Genomic DNA, 13,790 nt, shown 5'->3' on the forward strand with positions numbered 1-13,790 from the left:
TGTTCAAAAACGCGCGCCATCTATTGGACGTTGAGCCCGTGATCCAGGAGGCATTGAAGGCTTGTGCCTTTTGCGATGGGGATCAACCGCTCAATACCTTTGCGTTCGTGGACTCTCAGTCCGAGCCGGGTGTCCAGGTATCCGATGCTCTGGTTGGGCTTCTGGGGAAGTTTCTCTCCTATGTGGCTCGGACGTCGCCGATGCAATTGAAGGCCGATCGCCAAGCTTTGACGCAGGGCCAAAAGCGCACCCTTGCTAAACTGAACGCAATCCTCGATCGCTCGGATGCGGAGACGTCGGCCCTGCTGCATCATGTGATGTCCGTTCGGACGATGCGCGCCAAGGAGTTTTTCCTTACTGGTGTCTAGCTTGCTCCGTTCGCGGTCGATCAGAGGCGGCGAGTGTTCGCGTCGTCAAGTGTAGATCGTTGCCGCGTCGATGCCGATCTCGATGATCTCCGTTCCCAGGTATCCGTAAACGGGCAGATCCGGAAAAGCGGAAATCACGTCTTTCAGGGGCAGCTCGACCTGCCCGACGGTCGGCCCCATGTCGGGCATCGATGAATCGTATCCTGGAATATTCTTGAAGGAGACGACCTGGGCGACCACGAGCGGCTCACGGAGATTGACGAAGATGCCTACGGTATCGGCGTCCGTGACAGTCCATTCGTTGTAGTCGTTTGCTTTGGCGAAAGTGTCCTCGACAGCTTGTCGTGAGAACGGCTCACCGCCGCCCGTCCGCTTACCGGTCATTGGGTCGTAGGACGTGCCGGAGTCGGCTGGGCTGATCGAGGTTATCGACGCCGTGGAGCGCGGCTTCAGGATGATGCCAACAGCTCCGAAAGTCTTGGTGTGGGCGGGCCAGACCAGCGAGCAGCTAAGGTCTTTGTGCTGATTTCCGCAGATGTTGTTGGCGTTCTTCAAGTCGTCCGGGAACAGGAGGCCATTGATTCCTTCGTCGCCTTTGCCGGGTCGGGAGCAATGGACGATGAGCGCATTGCGACTGGTCAACGAATTCAACAGTTCGTCATAGCTCATCATCGTCACGCGGCCATCTCCTGTCGCGACCGAATATCGGCAATCCACTTTTCCAGCGCGTCGATTTCTGCTGTGATCGCCGATGGCGCAGGCAACCGTGGATTGATCTCTCCGGGCTGACTGTGAAGGAGTGCCGAGCACCGCCCGAACGCTTCGCGCATCGCGGTGCAATCGGTATCGGTGAGGACGGTGAGCTTGATGAGGCCCGTCGTGTCCACCTTTCGGGACAGGCGGCGGATCACCGGCCCGATCACTTCCTCGACGGCGCGTTCCCAGGTCGTGCGGAGTTGATCCTGGAAGGACGTCACCTCGCGTAGCCATTTGGCCTGATCGCCGCGTTCGTGATGGATTTTCACGTTGGCGAGGTGGGCCTTCATTCCGCCGATCACCTTGTCGAGCGGCATGACATTGGCGGGCGGGTCCTGATGGCAGTAGCCGGCGTTTTCAGCGCCGCGGCTGATCAGGCGATACGCCACCGGTGTCGCTTCCCGGTCCTTGGTCGCCCGGCACGCCTCATCGAGGAGAAGCAGGAACGCCATGTCGTGGGTGAACACGATCACTTGGCGGGTCTGGCCGGCCTCGGCCAATCGAGCGGCCACCCTGTCGCGATGCAAATGGTCGAGGGAGGAGACGGGGTCGTCGAACACGATCGCCGACTGCGCATCAATGGTCGACAGCTCCGCGAGAAAGGCGGCCAGCGCGACGCAACGATGCTCGCCCTCGCTCAGCACTTTGCCGACCGGCTCGGTTGGCTTGTTGATGAGCCGGACCTGGAAGAACGGGACGCCGGCGGTGGTCTTAGCCTGCTGAAGCTCGATGGCGAGCCCCGCGACTCCGAGCTTGTCCACCTCGATCGCGAACCGCCCGCGCAGGCGGTTGGTAACGAGAGCTTGCGCGATGCGGGCGCTTTGAGTCGTGATCTTGTTTGTGGCGGTGTCCTTACTGGCTTTCTCTGTCGCCTCGGTGGTCTTCAGGCGATCGATCTGGGCAAGCACATCCGCTTTCACCACGCCGAGCCATTTTCTGTCGGCGAGGCTGTCGCGCTCGGCGATGAGTGCCGCGCGCTGCGGTGAGCTGGCCTCTGATTGCAGACCTTCGATGCGCGTGGCGATGCCGCTGAGGGCCGTGCGCAGGGGATCGAGCGAGATGGTGGCTGAAGCCGGAAGAACAGGCGGGGCTGCGAGGCTGTGGGTTCGCAGAATAGCACGCAGCCGCCAAGCCAAGTGCAGGGTTTCGCGGCGAAGGATCTTCGCGGCGACCTCTTGGCCGACATCATCGCGGATCGTCGCGACGATCGCGATGAGCGCCTTCATCGAGACGGCCTGCGACGAGGCTTCCTCCAGCTTCTGGTCATAGGCGTTCGCGGCTTCCTGCTCGCGCCGCTTGCTCTCGTCTTGCACGAACGCTTCGAAGCTGCTCAGCCTTTTTGCGGCCTCCTCGCTAAGCGGCTGCTGACACAGGACGCAGTGATCTCCTGTCGTGGTCGCGGGGAACGGTCGGTCGGGATAGGCGGACGCGCGAGAATAATCGCGGGCCGCCACCCACAGAGCCTTCCAGACATCGGAACCAATGTCGGGAAGCGGCTCGTCGGCAAATAGGTTGGCGGACGCGGCAGCGGCGGCCGCGCGCGCCGTCGCAAGGTGCGTATAGGCATCGCGTAGTGCTGCCTGGGTTTCGTCCGTAGCGGCGGTCATGAGCCGCTCGAGCTGTTCGATCGCCGACTTGATGCGGGTTTCCTGGCTCTGGAGCTGACGAACCGTGCGCGCAGGATCGCTGGCCAGGTCGGTGTTGAGCGTTTGAAGCCGCGATTCTTCTTCCGCCGTCAGTCCCGCGAGCTTTTCGACGGCGTCCTGCTTCGTCTTTCCGGACAGGCCGGCGATCAGTTTCCCGACGAGCGTGTCTGGCTTGCATTCGGGCTTCGAAAGGACTGCGGGTGTCTGCTCTTGCAGCGCCTTTATCTCGGCAGCCAGTTTGGCCTTCACATCCTGGCACGCTTGCGCGAGGCCGGCGAGGATGCGGAGCGGCAGCGGTGTGTAGGCGAGATCATTGGTGTTCTCGACGTGGACATTGGCGGTACGGGAATCGAAGACACTGACGGCCGAGAGCATTGGATCTGGCGCACTTCCTTGGGTCCAGGATGCGCTTCGCTTCTGTCCGCCGATGAGGAAGTCGACGCTGGCGGCGGGGGTGCCGGAGCCAGCCGCGTAGATGTTGGGAAGGATCGCGTCACCCTTCGGCGAGCGAGCCCGACAAAGTTGCTTCAGGACACGTGCGTAGCCGGATTTGCCGGCGCCATTGTCGCCGTAAATGATAGTCAGGCCCGCTTTGCCGAACGAGAGGCGCTCACCCTGCGCTAATGCGTTGACATGCGACAGGCTGTGAAGGGCGCCGAGGTTGACGACAGCGTGGCTGGCTGCAGGATCCCTGATGTGGCTTGCGTCGAGCGGCGCTGCTGTCGCATCGCCCTTGCAGATCGCAACGAGCGCTGTGATGTCGGCTGTCTCCAGCTTGGTCTGGTTGCATAACCGGCGCAGCGCGTCGCGCTGCCATGCCGGCAGGTCCGCCGACCATTTGAGGATGTCGGCGAGCGCCGCTGCCTCATTCGAGAGATCGTTCTCCTGCGCTTCCATCGTTCTGCCCCCTTGATCGTGCCGCGTCTGGTGTGGTCGGCCGCTTCCCCGTGATGTTCAAAGTTCCGATGGCCACCCGATTAGGCGCCGCCTGTGATGCGTCGCTCCTGACCGAGTGGGACAATCCAGCCACCGGCGCGGTCAGGGCGAGCAAATTCATCCGGCTGCACCGTCTGGGTCAGTCGAGTGCGCACAGTTTGCGGCTCCGCGTCGATGGCCGCTCGGATGAGGTCGCGCTCAACCCCGACAAACACGGGCCTGAGATTGAGGCGAGCGAGTGCCTCCTGGTCTGCTGGGGCGACGTCAGCATCGCCGACCGGTCCGGCGCGAGTGACGATCCCGCCGATCAACCCGCCCATGGCGGTGGCTTTCTCCACCTCTCTTACCGGCGCGGCATCCAGTAGCGCCCGGGCGCGTCCGAGGTCGTCTTGGAGCCTTCGCGCGAATGGTTGGTGGGTAATTCGGTGGAGAACGGCGGCGAGTTCGTCATGACCAAGCGGCTTGACCAAATTGGCGATGTGCAGGCGTAGAAGCCCGACGAAGAGCGCATCCTTCTCCTCGGGCTCGATAGGCTCGCCTTCATCGATCGGATCGCGAACAGAGAGGTGGGCGTCAGTCGGTCCTGCCGCGGCCATTCCCCAGCGTGTCGCGATGGCGATGCGCTTCACCGAGACCTTGCGGCCTCGAGCAGTGACGTCGATCCTTCCAGCTTGCGCCCACGCGCGGTCCAGCGCCTTCGTGGGGCCTCCGACATCATGGCAACCTTTTGCTTCAGCCACGGTCAAGGAGGACAGGTCTGCGGCGCACGCGATCCAGTCGGGGAGATCTCCGCGCGATAGACGCTTGATCGTAACCTGCCGTCGGCGATCGAGGTCGATCGTTCGACTGCCGAGATGGGCGAAGATCGAGAGATTGAAATAGCGCTCAAGGTAGGCGCGAGCGACGAAGCGTCCGAACAAACCCGACAGGGCGACTTTGACTTCACGGGCCTGTCCGAGCGGCTCCTTGAAGATGAACGGAGTTCCCGTGCCGGTCGGCGCGAGCAGCGCGTCCAGGATGGACCACGCGCCGTAAGCTGCGCCCGGGGTCTGCAGCACTTCCCGAATGCCGGCATCCTCGATGTCTGAGACCTCCAGGTTGACGGTGGCGCCGGAGACGGGGCTTGCGGCGGCTGGCTCGAAGCTGTGAAGGAATGTCCTCGTCACAGCGCCAGCGCCTGTTGGAGGTCGTCGTGCTCGAAGGCGCTGGCCATGCGGTTGATTTCAGCCGAGCGGGCGCCGACCGCTTTGGCCGTGTCGCGCCAGGTGGAAGTCACGGTCGCGACTTCTTTGATGATTGCGCGGGCCTGCGGCAGCGTGAGCGCGAAAAACTCCGATGCCGCCTCCAGCAGTTCGAGCGAACAGGTGCCCTCGTCGAGATCGATGTTCGTTGTCAGCACCCGCGCTTTGAGGTCGGTCGGTACAGGATTGAGGTCGTATGCCGGCGAGAGAGACCAACCGGCCTTTCCGAGCCAGAGGAATCCGTGATTGCGGAGGTGGTCGTCGACATTGGAGATCAACACATTGAAGACCACACGCCGATAGAGGGCATGGGCGTCCGTCTTCCCCTGGGCGCCGTGTTGGGCAAGGGCGTCGACGATCTCCGGGTAGCTGCCGCGCTCGCCGTCCTTGGCGCCCATCATCGCCATCGCGGACAGGAACGGGATGCGGGTCGTCCCATCGCGATCGAAGCGTCGCGACAGCATCACCGCCTTGCCGGCGACGTCGATCAGTTCGTGCTGAGGTGTGGCGATACCTGCCTGGCTGGCCAGCCGAAGTGCGATCTCTTCCCAGGTCTCCATGCTGTAGTCATCGGTCTCCTTCGGGAATTTCGCGATGGAGAGGTGACCATGTTGGTCGATGACCGACGCCTTGGGACGCGCACCGCCGAGGGAGGAGCCGGGAGCGAAGATGAGTTGCAAGTCTTCATCCGTTTCCTCGTCCCGGAGAATCCGCTCGGTGATTTGGAGCAGCCGACCAAGTTCGATCAGGGCTGGAACGCCGGCACGGATCGGCGCTTGGAAAACATCTTCACCAACCCATCGGAAGCGGAGCGCGCCAAGCCGGGTCTCGTCGGCGACGCCCAGCAGGTAGTCGCTTTCCGCGAGGGTGCGAATGGCACGGCCTTCGCGTTCAGCAAGGCGGCGCTCGGCGCGCTGCATGAGGCGGCGGCCCCAGGTGTCCGGCGCCGAGTCGCCGATGGAGCCGAAGGTCGCAAGGCCCGCAGGAGGAGCGAAGGCGCCACGCGTCAGTGCAAGTGCCGGCTCCAGCGAGAAGCGGTCGGGATCGTCAAGCCATGCGCTGTCGTACTCGAAGAGGATGGTCTCTGTGCCTCGGACGCGATTGCTCCTCGCCAGTCCGATCGGGCGCGTGCGGCCGTCCAGATCGATATGGATCTCGAAGTCAGCCATCGCGGGACGATCCGGCCGGCCGCTTGAGATGGACGTGTTTGGGTAAATCGGCGCTGGCTAGAGCCTGCCCGACACCGTCGTTGCTGATGTCGGCCACTTGGCTCAGGCCGTCGAGCAGGCCCAGCGCTTGAAGGACTCCGGCATAGATGCCGATGCTGACGTTGGTATCTCCAGCTTCGACCCTTTGCAGGGTCGATCGGGAAGTGAAGGCGCGTTCGGCGACGACCGCCATGGGCAGCCGCCGGCGACGACGGGCATCATGGATGTCCGCCCCGAGCTTGCGCAATGCCCGCCGCACCGCGGCGGGAGGGGTGTGTGGAGTAGGCATATGACACCTTCGCACGACATATTGGAGGGATATGTAGCACGAAGATGACAATATTTCTAGGCTCAAACGGCGTCTAGAGCGTAGTCGTCCGGCAGTTAGGTGCTGATGCTGTCAGCGTAGCGCTCGCGGACGTTTTGCGAGATTGGGGAGGTCCAAGGAAGTGGTTACGCACCCCGGCCTACGTGACAATCGGCTGTCGTGATGATAGCGTTACAGCGTGAAATCGGTGGGATGCACGGATCGAGTCGGATTGTTTCCTGCATTCCTCGCTTGACGATAGTCCCCGAAAGTACGGTTTTTGGGGTTGTCCCGAAAAAATCCAATGATTTCAAAAGCCGGCCATTTTAGCGGGACGGCTGACGGTATATCGTCAGCAAAAATATTTTTAATAGCGTGATTTCAATGCCTTATGGCGACCATTGATAATAGAGTGGGAGTAATCCTCCGCGCTCAGCTGCCTGGGCGCGGCACCATCGTGCGGTAGAGATGCCACGTGCCGTGGCCCAGTACCGGCAACACCACGATCAGCCCGGCGAAGGCGGGCAGCGCCCCCAGCACCAGCAGCGCCGCGACCATAGCGCCCCACAGCGCCAGCGGCGCGGGGTTGCGCGCCAGCGCCGCGGCTGAGGTGCGGATGGCGCCGCCCAGCGTTACCGGGCGGTCGAGCAGCAGCGGGAAGGAGAGGCTGGCGATGACCAGCACCAGCACCGCGAACACCGCGCCGGAGGCGATCCCGAGCACCGCCATCTCCCAGCCTTGCGGCGTGGTGAATACGGCGGTGAGGAAGGGGAGCCAGCCCGCGGGTGGCTGCGGTCCCAGCGTGGCGTCGTAAATAATCTGCGCCACCACCAGCCAGGCCAGGAACAGCGCGATCAGCAGCAACCCCATGCCGGTCACCGCCCCGATGGCGGGCGAGCGCAGCACGCCAAAGCCGTCGCGCCAATGCATCTGCCCGGTCAGCTCGCGCTGGCGGCTCATCTCATAAAAACCGATGGCGAAAAGCGGCCCGACCAGCGCGAATCCAGCGGCGACGGGGAAGAGCAGGGGGATGAGTTGGCCATAGAAATCGGTGGCCACCAGATAGGCCGCCATCACCGGATAGATTAGCCAGAGCATGATCATGTCGGTGCGCGCGGTGCTGAAATCCTCCCACCCTTGGCGCAAGGCGCGCAGCGCGTCGGCGGGCGCGATCTCGCGCACCTCGGGCGGGTTCGAGTCGGCAGTGCTGAAATAGGTCTCGGGCGAGGCGCTCCCCAGGACTTCGGGAGTATGGATTTGCCCCACCACCCATTCTACGGGGTTGCGGATATGCATAATCGTTTCCTCCGGCTGTATTGTGCACCTAGGTATTCGCGGGCAGGACTATCAGGGTTACTTGATTAAATTTGATTTATCCGCGGTGGCGCGGTGGCGGTGGACGAAGATTTTGCCGCGAGGCGCGCCAGCGCATTGCATTGCCGGGCGGTTTTGCCCTAAGCCGATAGCCTGCAACCGTAACAGGAGACTCACCCATAGCCAGACCGCCAGCGCCGCCCGCTCCTCCCTCGCGTGAGGGCCCCCGGGTCAACGAAGATATCAGAATCCCGCAGGTTCGTCTGATCGACCAGGATGGTGAGATGATCGGTGTGCTCAGCACCCGCGACGCCATCGCCCGCGCCTACGCCGTGGGGCTCGATCTGGTCGAGATCAGCCCGAACGCGGAACCGCCCGTCGCCAAGATCCTCGATTACGGCAAGTTCAAGTACGAGCAGCAGAAGAAGCGCAACGAGGCGCGCAAGAAGCAGAAGATCGTCGAGATCAAGGAGGTGAAGGTTCGCCCCAATATCGACGACAATGACTACAACGTGAAGCTGCGCGCGATGAAGAGCTTCATCGGCGAGGGCGACAAGGTGAAGGTCACGCTGCGCTTCCGCGGCCGCGAGATGGCGCATCAGGAGCTAGGCGTGAAGGTGCTGGAACGCATCCGCGCCGACATGGAGGCCGAAACCAAGGTCGAGCAGATGCCCAAGTTGGAAATGCGCCAGATGGTGATGGTGCTGGCGCCGAAATAGGGCGCCGCGCTGCACGGCAGATAGAAAAAAGGCCGGGGTCATCCCCGGCCTTTTCGTTTATTCGGAAGCTTTTTCCACCTCGGCGGCGACCGGCTTGGTGCGCGGGCGGCCACGCGGGCGGCGCACAGGCGCGGCGGCGGGCTCCTCGGCGGCCGGGGGCGGGGCGTCGGCGACGATGGGGATGGCGCGCGGCTCCGGCGCAATCGGCAATTCCTGCTGGATCGCGGGGATGTCGGCCACCGCCGGCTCGGCCACCGTGGCCTGCAACTCGGCTTCCAGGGCCGAGCTGATGTCGATCGGCGTTTCCGCAACCGGCGCCGGGGCGGGGCGGAAGGGGCGCTCGCCACGCGGCTCGTTGCGGTCGCGCGGCTGGAAATCCTGGCGCTGGCGCGGCTCGAAGCGGCGGTCCTGCTGCGGGCGCTGCTCGCGGCGGTCTTGCTGATACCCGTCCTGGCGGCGCTCCGGCTGGCCTTCCGCGCGGGGCTCGCCCTGGGCCTCGGCTCCCTCGGCGGGCTGCTCGCGGCGCTGGAACTCGCCATTCTGCTGCGGCTGGTTCTGGCCCGGCGGCGGCAGGCCCTGGGCCTGGTTGATGGCGCTCAGGATGCGGAAATAATGCTCGGCATGCTGGTAATAGGCTTCGCCCAGCACGCGGTCGCCCCCGCTCGCGGCGTCACGCGCCAGCTGGGTGTATTTGTCGAAAAGCTGCTGCGCGGTGCCGCGCACGCGCATCTCCGGCCCGGAACTGTCGAAAACATGGTTGCGGTTGAGCGGAATGCCGTTCTGCTGGTTGCGAAACCCACCGCCACCACCGCCCCCCTGGCGATGGCCACGGCCACGCATGCGCTTCATATTCATAGGCTCGTGTCTATCCTCGTCTGATGACTTGCGCGCTGCGGCGTTGAACGCCACCCATGGCGGCTCCCGAAATCACTGGGAGACTCGAGGCAATACAGCCCGCGCAACTTGTGATTAGCCGTATAATGGCGATCTGCCAATTGCTTATTTGCGGAATCTGAGCAGCGCGGCGCGCTCAATGCCCGCCAAGTCCCGCCGCGTGGCGCAGGTAAACCCCGCCGCCTCCGCCAATGCCCATATAAATGGAGCCTGATCCGCCCCGAGTTCAAGCACCGCAAGGCCATTTTCGGCCAAAATCCGGGGCAGGACGGCGATGATGGCGCGATACGCCTCCAACCCGCTGGCGCCGCCATCCAGGGCGCGGGCGGGTTCATACCCAGCCACTTCGGGCATCAGGCCGGGAATGTCGGCGCTCTCGATATAAGGCGGATTGGTGAGCACAAGGTCGAACTTGGCGTCCAGCGCGTCGGCCCAGCTGCCGGCCAGAAACGCCGCGCGCTGGCCCAGGCCGAGGCGCTCCGCGTTGCGCGCCGCCAGCGCCGCCGCCTCGGGGTTGAGATCCACGCCCACGCCCCAGGCGCCTGGGGTTTCGTGCAGCACCGCCAGCAACAGGCAGCCCGTGCCGGTGCCGAGGTCCAGCACCCGCCGCGGCTGAAGCTTGGCGTCCAGTACCGCCTCCACCAGCGTTTCGGTGTCCGGGCGGGGGATCAGCGTGGCCGGGGAGACCAGGAAATCCAGCCCCCAGAACTCCTTATGTCCGGTGATGTAGGCCAGCGGCTCGCGCGCCGCGCGCCGGGCCAGCAGCGGCGCGTAGGCGGCCTGGTCCACATTGTCGCGCGCCAGCAGCCCGCCCGTGCTCACACCCAGCGCCGCGGCTAGCAGGAGCCGCGCCTCGCGCCGCGGCTCGTCGATCCCGGCCTCGCGCAGCCGCGCGGTGATCTCGGCCAGCGCGTCGCTGGTGCGGATCAACTCTCCGCCGCCAGCCGCGCCGCCTGATCCTCGGCGATCAGCGCGCCGACGATATCGTCGAACTCGCCCAGCATCACGCGGTCGATCTTGTGCAGGGTGAGGTTGATGCGGTGGTCCGTCACCCGGCCTTGGGGGAAGTTGTAAGTGCGGATGCGCTCGGAGCGGTCGCCGGTGCCGACCTGGGATTTACGGTCGGCCGCGCGCGACGAATCGGCGGCGTGGCGCTGCGCGTCGTAGAGCCGCGAGCGCAGGATCTTCATCGCCTTAGCGCGGTTTTTGTGCTGGCTGCGCTCCTCCTGCATCGCCACCACGATACCCGTGGGAAGATGGGTGATGCGCACGGCCGATTCGGTCTTGTTCACATGCTGCCCGCCAGCGCCCGAGGCACGGTACACGTCGATGCGCAGATCCGCCTCGTTCACCTCCACATCCACATCCTCGGCTTCGGGCAGCACCGCCACGGTGACGGTGGAAGTGTGGATGCGCCCCTGCGTCTCGGTGGCGGGCACGCGCTGTACACGGTGCACGCCCGACTCGAATTTCAGCTTGGCGAACACGCCGCGCCCGTTGATCTCGGCCATCGCGCCCTTGATGCCGCCGAGTTCGTTCTCGTCATAGTCCAGCACCTCGAAGCGCCAGCCCTGGCCTTGCGCGTATTTCTGATAGGCGGCGAAGAGTTCGGCGGCGAACAGCCCGGCCTCGTCACCGCCCGCGGCGGGGCGGATTTCCAGAATGGCGGAGCGCTCATCCGCCTCGTCCTTGGGCAGCAGGGCGAGGCGCACGGCCATTTCCAGCTCGGGCAGCTGCGCCTTGAGGTCGTGATATTCCGCCTCGGCCAGATCCTTCAGCTCCGGGTCGGCGAGCATCGCCTCGGCTTCGGCCATGCCCTTCTCAGCGGCGCGCAGCGTGGCCACGCGGTCTTCGATCGGCTCCAGCTCCGCCAGTTCCTTGGAGGCTTTCACAAACGCCTCGCCCGCCAGCGTGCCGGAGAGCATGAAGCGCAGCTCCTCGGCGCGGGCGAGAATCCGGTCCAGCTTCTGCTCGAGCTGTGGCGTCATGCGCGCAGCAGCGCGGGCAGTTGCGCGGCGGTCACATCCGCCTGCTCGCCCGAGGCCAAGTTCTTCAGTTTCAGATCCTCACCCACCAGCACGGCGAAGGCGGCGCCGGATTTATTGGCGCGCTCCAGCCGCTTCTTGGCGTTGCCCGAATAGCCGATCTCGGCGGCGATATTCTCGCGCCGCAGCAGGTTGAGAATGTCCAGGGCCTGGGCTTCGGTATCGCCCATCGGGATGACCACGACCGGCACCTGCGCGCGGGGCGGCGCGGAAATCAGCATGGAGAGCCGCTCGATGCCCGCCGCCCAGCCCACGCCCGGTACAGCCGGGCCGCCCATCTGCTCAACCAGACCATCATAGCGCCCGCCCGCCAGCACCGTGCCCTGCGCGCCGAGCGCGGTGGTTACGAACTCGAAGGCGGTGTGGTTATAGTAATCCAGCCCGCGCACGATATGCGGATTGTGCTGATGCGGCACACCGAAGGCGGTGAGGTGGTTGAGCAGCGTGTCGTAAAACGCCTTGGCCTCACTGGTCATGCAATCCTGCATCTGCGGCGCGCCCGCGACGAGTTTTTTGTCGTCCTCATCCTTGGAGTCCAGGATGCGCAGCGGGTTCTTCTCCAGCCGCAGCTTGCTCTCCTCGGAGAGTTCGCCGGCATATTGCGAGAAATACGCGACCAGCTTGGTCCGGTAGGCGGCGCGGCTCTCGGTGTCGCCCAGCGTGTTGATGTGCAGCACCACATCCTTGGCGATGCCCAGCTCGCACAGAATGCGCCAGCCCGCGCTGATCACCTCGGCATCGGCCAGCGGCGTGGCTGGGCCGAGCAGCTCCACCCCGATCTGGTGGAATTGCCGGTAGCGCCCCTTCTGCGGGCGCTCATAGCGGAACATTGGGCCCGCGTAGAACACTTTTTGCGGCAGCGTCTGCGTCAGCCCGTTGGTGATGAGCGCGCGGCACACCCCGGCTGTGCCCTCGGGCCGCAGCGTGATGGAATCCCCGCCACGATCCTCGAAGGTATACATCTCCTTGGTCACCACGTCCGAGGTCTCGCCCAGCGTGCGCGAGAACACTTTGGTATCCTCGAAGATCGGCGTCTGCCATTCGGAGAAGCCGTACAGCCCGGTCACGCGCCGCGCCGTCTCCACGACATGAAAATGCCTCGCCGCGTCCTCGCCGATGAGATCGCGCGTGCCGCGCACGGGTTGCAGGATATTCGCCATGACTTCACCACCAAAATAAAAATCCGGAGCGGCCGCCCGCTCCGGACCAAGGATACCGCAAACCCGCGTCTATTCCGCCGCGGCCTTCTCCGCCGCCTTCGCGGCCTCGATCTCGCTGGCCTTCTTCTCCACCAGCCCGACCAGATGCTCGACCATTTCCTCCTCGGGGATGGTATGGTCGGTCTTGCCCGCGGCATAGACCATGTGGCGCCCGCCGCCACCGCCCGTGAGGCCGATATCGGTCATCAGCGCCTCGCCCGGGCCGTTCACCACGCAGCCGATGATCGACAGCGTGATCGGTGTCTGGATATGCGCCAGCCGCTCTTCCAGCGTCTCCACCGTCTTGATGACGTTGAAGCCCTGGCGCGCGCAGGAGGGGCAGGAGATGATGCGCACGCCGCGATGGCGCAGGCCGAGCGTCTTCAGGATATCCCAGCCGACATGCACTTCCTCCTCCGGCTCCGCCGAGAGCGAGACGCGCATGGTGTCGCCAATGCCAGCCCAAAGCAGTGAGCCCAGCCCGACCGAGGATTTCACTGTGCCCGCGCGCTTGCCGCCCGCCTCGGTGATGCCGATATGCAGCGGGTGATCGCAGACCTCGGCGAGCTGCTGATACGCCGCCACGGCCATGAACACGTCCGACGCTTTCACCGAGATCTTGAACTCGTGGAAATCGTGGTCCTGCAGGATCTTCGCGTGTTCCAGCGCGGATTCCACCAGCGCCTCGGGGTTCGGCTCGCCGTATTTCTCCAGCAGGTGCTTCTCCAGCGAACCCGCGTTCACGCCGATGCGCATCGAGCAGCCATGGTCGCGCGCGGCCTTGATGACCTCCCTCACACGCTCGGGGCTGCCGATATTGCCGGGGTTGATGCGCAGGCAGGCCGCGCCCGCCTCGGCGGCCTCGATGCCGCGCTTGTAGTGGAAATGGATATCCGCCACCACCGGCACGTTGACGCGCTTGATGATGTGCTTGAGCGCGGCGGTGCTCTCTTCATCGGGGCAGCTCACGCGCACAATGTCCACCCCCGCCGCCTCGGCGCGCAGGATCTGCGCCACCGTGGCCTCGATATCGGTGGTGAGCGTGTTGGTCATGGTTTGCACGGAGATCGGCGCATCGCCACCGACCTTCACATTGCCCACGCTGATCTGCCGCGATTTGCGGCGGATGATCTGCTGGTATTCGCGGTAGTTCATGC

General features: G+C 64.5%; 13 protein-coding genes. 2 read left to right on the plus strand and 11 right to left on the minus strand.

Annotation, left to right across the window (positions count from 1 at the left end; all coding sequences use genetic code 11):
• A partial coding sequence (locus LI953_RS14415) for a hypothetical protein (protein ID WP_227076795.1) occupies positions 1-368 on the plus strand: 368 nt, incomplete at its 5' end.
• Positions 369-413: 45 nt separating this feature from the next.
• On the opposite strand, the gene LI953_RS14420 is transcribed toward LI953_RS14415, so the two are convergent.
• From LI953_RS14420 to LI953_RS14445, 6 genes are all read right to left on the minus strand, one after another.
• Positions 414-1,046 carry a hypothetical protein gene (locus LI953_RS14420; protein WP_227076796.1) on the minus strand — a complete coding sequence of 211 codons (633 nt, stop codon included), beginning with the start codon at positions 1,044-1,046 and terminating at the stop codon, positions 414-416.
• The gene (locus tag LI953_RS14425; RefSeq protein ID WP_227076797.1) at positions 1,043-3,667 is read right to left on the minus strand and encodes an AAA family ATPase; all 2,625 of its coding nucleotides are present in this window, start codon (positions 3,665-3,667) and stop codon (positions 1,043-1,045) included. The genes LI953_RS14420 and LI953_RS14425 overlap by 4 nt, the downstream gene beginning before the upstream one ends.
• 80 nt (positions 3,668-3,747) lie before the next feature.
• A complete protein-coding gene (locus LI953_RS14430) occupies positions 3,748-4,872 on the minus strand; it encodes a hypothetical protein (protein WP_227076798.1) in 1,125 nt (374 codons plus the stop codon).
• A complete protein-coding gene (locus LI953_RS14435) occupies positions 4,869-6,116 on the minus strand; it encodes a type II toxin-antitoxin system HipA family toxin (protein ID WP_227076799.1) in 1,248 nt (415 codons plus the stop codon). The genes LI953_RS14430 and LI953_RS14435 overlap by 4 nt, the downstream gene beginning before the upstream one ends.
• Positions 6,109-6,444: a helix-turn-helix domain-containing protein gene (locus tag LI953_RS14440; protein ID WP_227076800.1), complete on the minus strand. Its 336-nt coding sequence runs from the start codon at positions 6,442-6,444 to the stop codon at positions 6,109-6,111. The genes LI953_RS14435 and LI953_RS14440 overlap by 8 nt, the downstream gene beginning before the upstream one ends.
• Positions 6,445-6,894: 450 nt before the next feature.
• Complete coding sequence (locus tag LI953_RS14445) at positions 6,895-7,758, minus strand: DUF2189 domain-containing protein (protein WP_227076801.1); 864 nt, start codon at positions 7,756-7,758, stop codon at positions 6,895-6,897.
• 197 nt (positions 7,759-7,955) lie between these two features.
• Here LI953_RS14445 and infC point away from each other — a divergent pair, with 197 nt between their 5' ends.
• Positions 7,956-8,495, plus strand: coding sequence for a translation initiation factor IF-3 (infC, locus tag LI953_RS14450; protein WP_227076806.1), 540 nt, complete (start codon positions 7,956-7,958; stop codon positions 8,493-8,495).
• Between the two features lie 57 nt (positions 8,496-8,552).
• Here the strand turns inward: infC and LI953_RS15630 are convergent, their stop codons facing one another.
• From LI953_RS15630 to ispG, 5 genes are all read right to left on the minus strand, one after another.
• Entirely contained in the window at positions 8,553-9,350 is a 798-nt protein-coding gene (locus LI953_RS15630; RefSeq protein ID WP_370635813.1) for a DUF4167 domain-containing protein, read from the minus strand.
• 144 nt (positions 9,351-9,494) lie between these two features.
• Complete coding sequence (gene prmC, locus LI953_RS14460) at positions 9,495-10,319, minus strand: peptide chain release factor N(5)-glutamine methyltransferase (RefSeq protein WP_227076802.1); 825 nt, start codon at positions 10,317-10,319, stop codon at positions 9,495-9,497.
• Positions 10,316-11,377: a peptide chain release factor 1 gene (gene prfA, locus LI953_RS14465; RefSeq protein WP_227076803.1), complete on the minus strand. Its 1,062-nt coding sequence runs from the start codon at positions 11,375-11,377 to the stop codon at positions 10,316-10,318. Before prfA ends, prmC begins: the two co-directional genes overlap by 4 nt.
• On the minus strand, positions 11,374-12,594 hold the full coding sequence (gene hisS / locus LI953_RS14470; RefSeq protein WP_227076804.1) for a histidine--tRNA ligase: 1,221 nt from the start codon (positions 12,592-12,594) through the stop codon (positions 11,374-11,376). Before hisS ends, prfA begins: the two co-directional genes overlap by 4 nt.
• Positions 12,595-12,663: 69 nt before the next feature.
• Positions 12,664-13,788 (minus strand): flavodoxin-dependent (E)-4-hydroxy-3-methylbut-2-enyl-diphosphate synthase, encoded by a 1,125-nt coding sequence (ispG, locus tag LI953_RS14475; RefSeq protein WP_227076805.1) that lies wholly within the window; start codon positions 13,786-13,788, stop codon positions 12,664-12,666.
• Between the last annotated feature and the right edge of the window lie 2 nt (positions 13,789-13,790).

The organism is Acidocella sp. KAb 2-4 (genome assembly GCF_020567705.1).
Lineage (GTDB): Bacteria > Pseudomonadota > Alphaproteobacteria > Acetobacterales > Acetobacteraceae > Acidocella.

Bases quoted from the DNA above. Each gene is read 5' to 3' on its own strand.
- LI953_RS14425 (WP_227076797.1), bottom strand. From the start codon at position 3,667: ATGGAAGCGCAGGAGAACGATCTCTCGAATGAGGCAGCGGCGCTCGCC.
- LI953_RS14435 (WP_227076799.1), bottom strand. From the start codon at position 6,116: ATGGCTGACTTCGAGATCCATATCGATCTGGACGGCCGCACGCGCCCG.
- LI953_RS14440 (WP_227076800.1), bottom strand. From the start codon at position 6,444: ATGCCTACTCCACACACCCCTCCCGCCGCGGTGCGGCGGGCATTGCGC.
- LI953_RS14445 (WP_227076801.1), bottom strand. From the start codon at position 7,758: ATGCATATCCGCAACCCCGTAGAATGGGTGGTGGGGCAAATCCATACT.
- LI953_RS15630 (WP_370635813.1), bottom strand. From the start codon at position 9,350: ATGAATATGAAGCGCATGCGTGGCCGTGGCCATCGCCAGGGGGGCGGT.
- prfA (WP_227076803.1), bottom strand. From the start codon at position 11,377: ATGACGCCACAGCTCGAGCAGAAGCTGGACCGGATTCTCGCCCGCGCC.
- hisS (WP_227076804.1), bottom strand. From the start codon at position 12,594: ATGGCGAATATCCTGCAACCCGTGCGCGGCACGCGCGATCTCATCGGC.
- ispG (WP_227076805.1), bottom strand. From the start codon at position 13,788: ATGAACTACCGCGAATACCAGCAGATCATCCGCCGCAAATCGCGGCAG.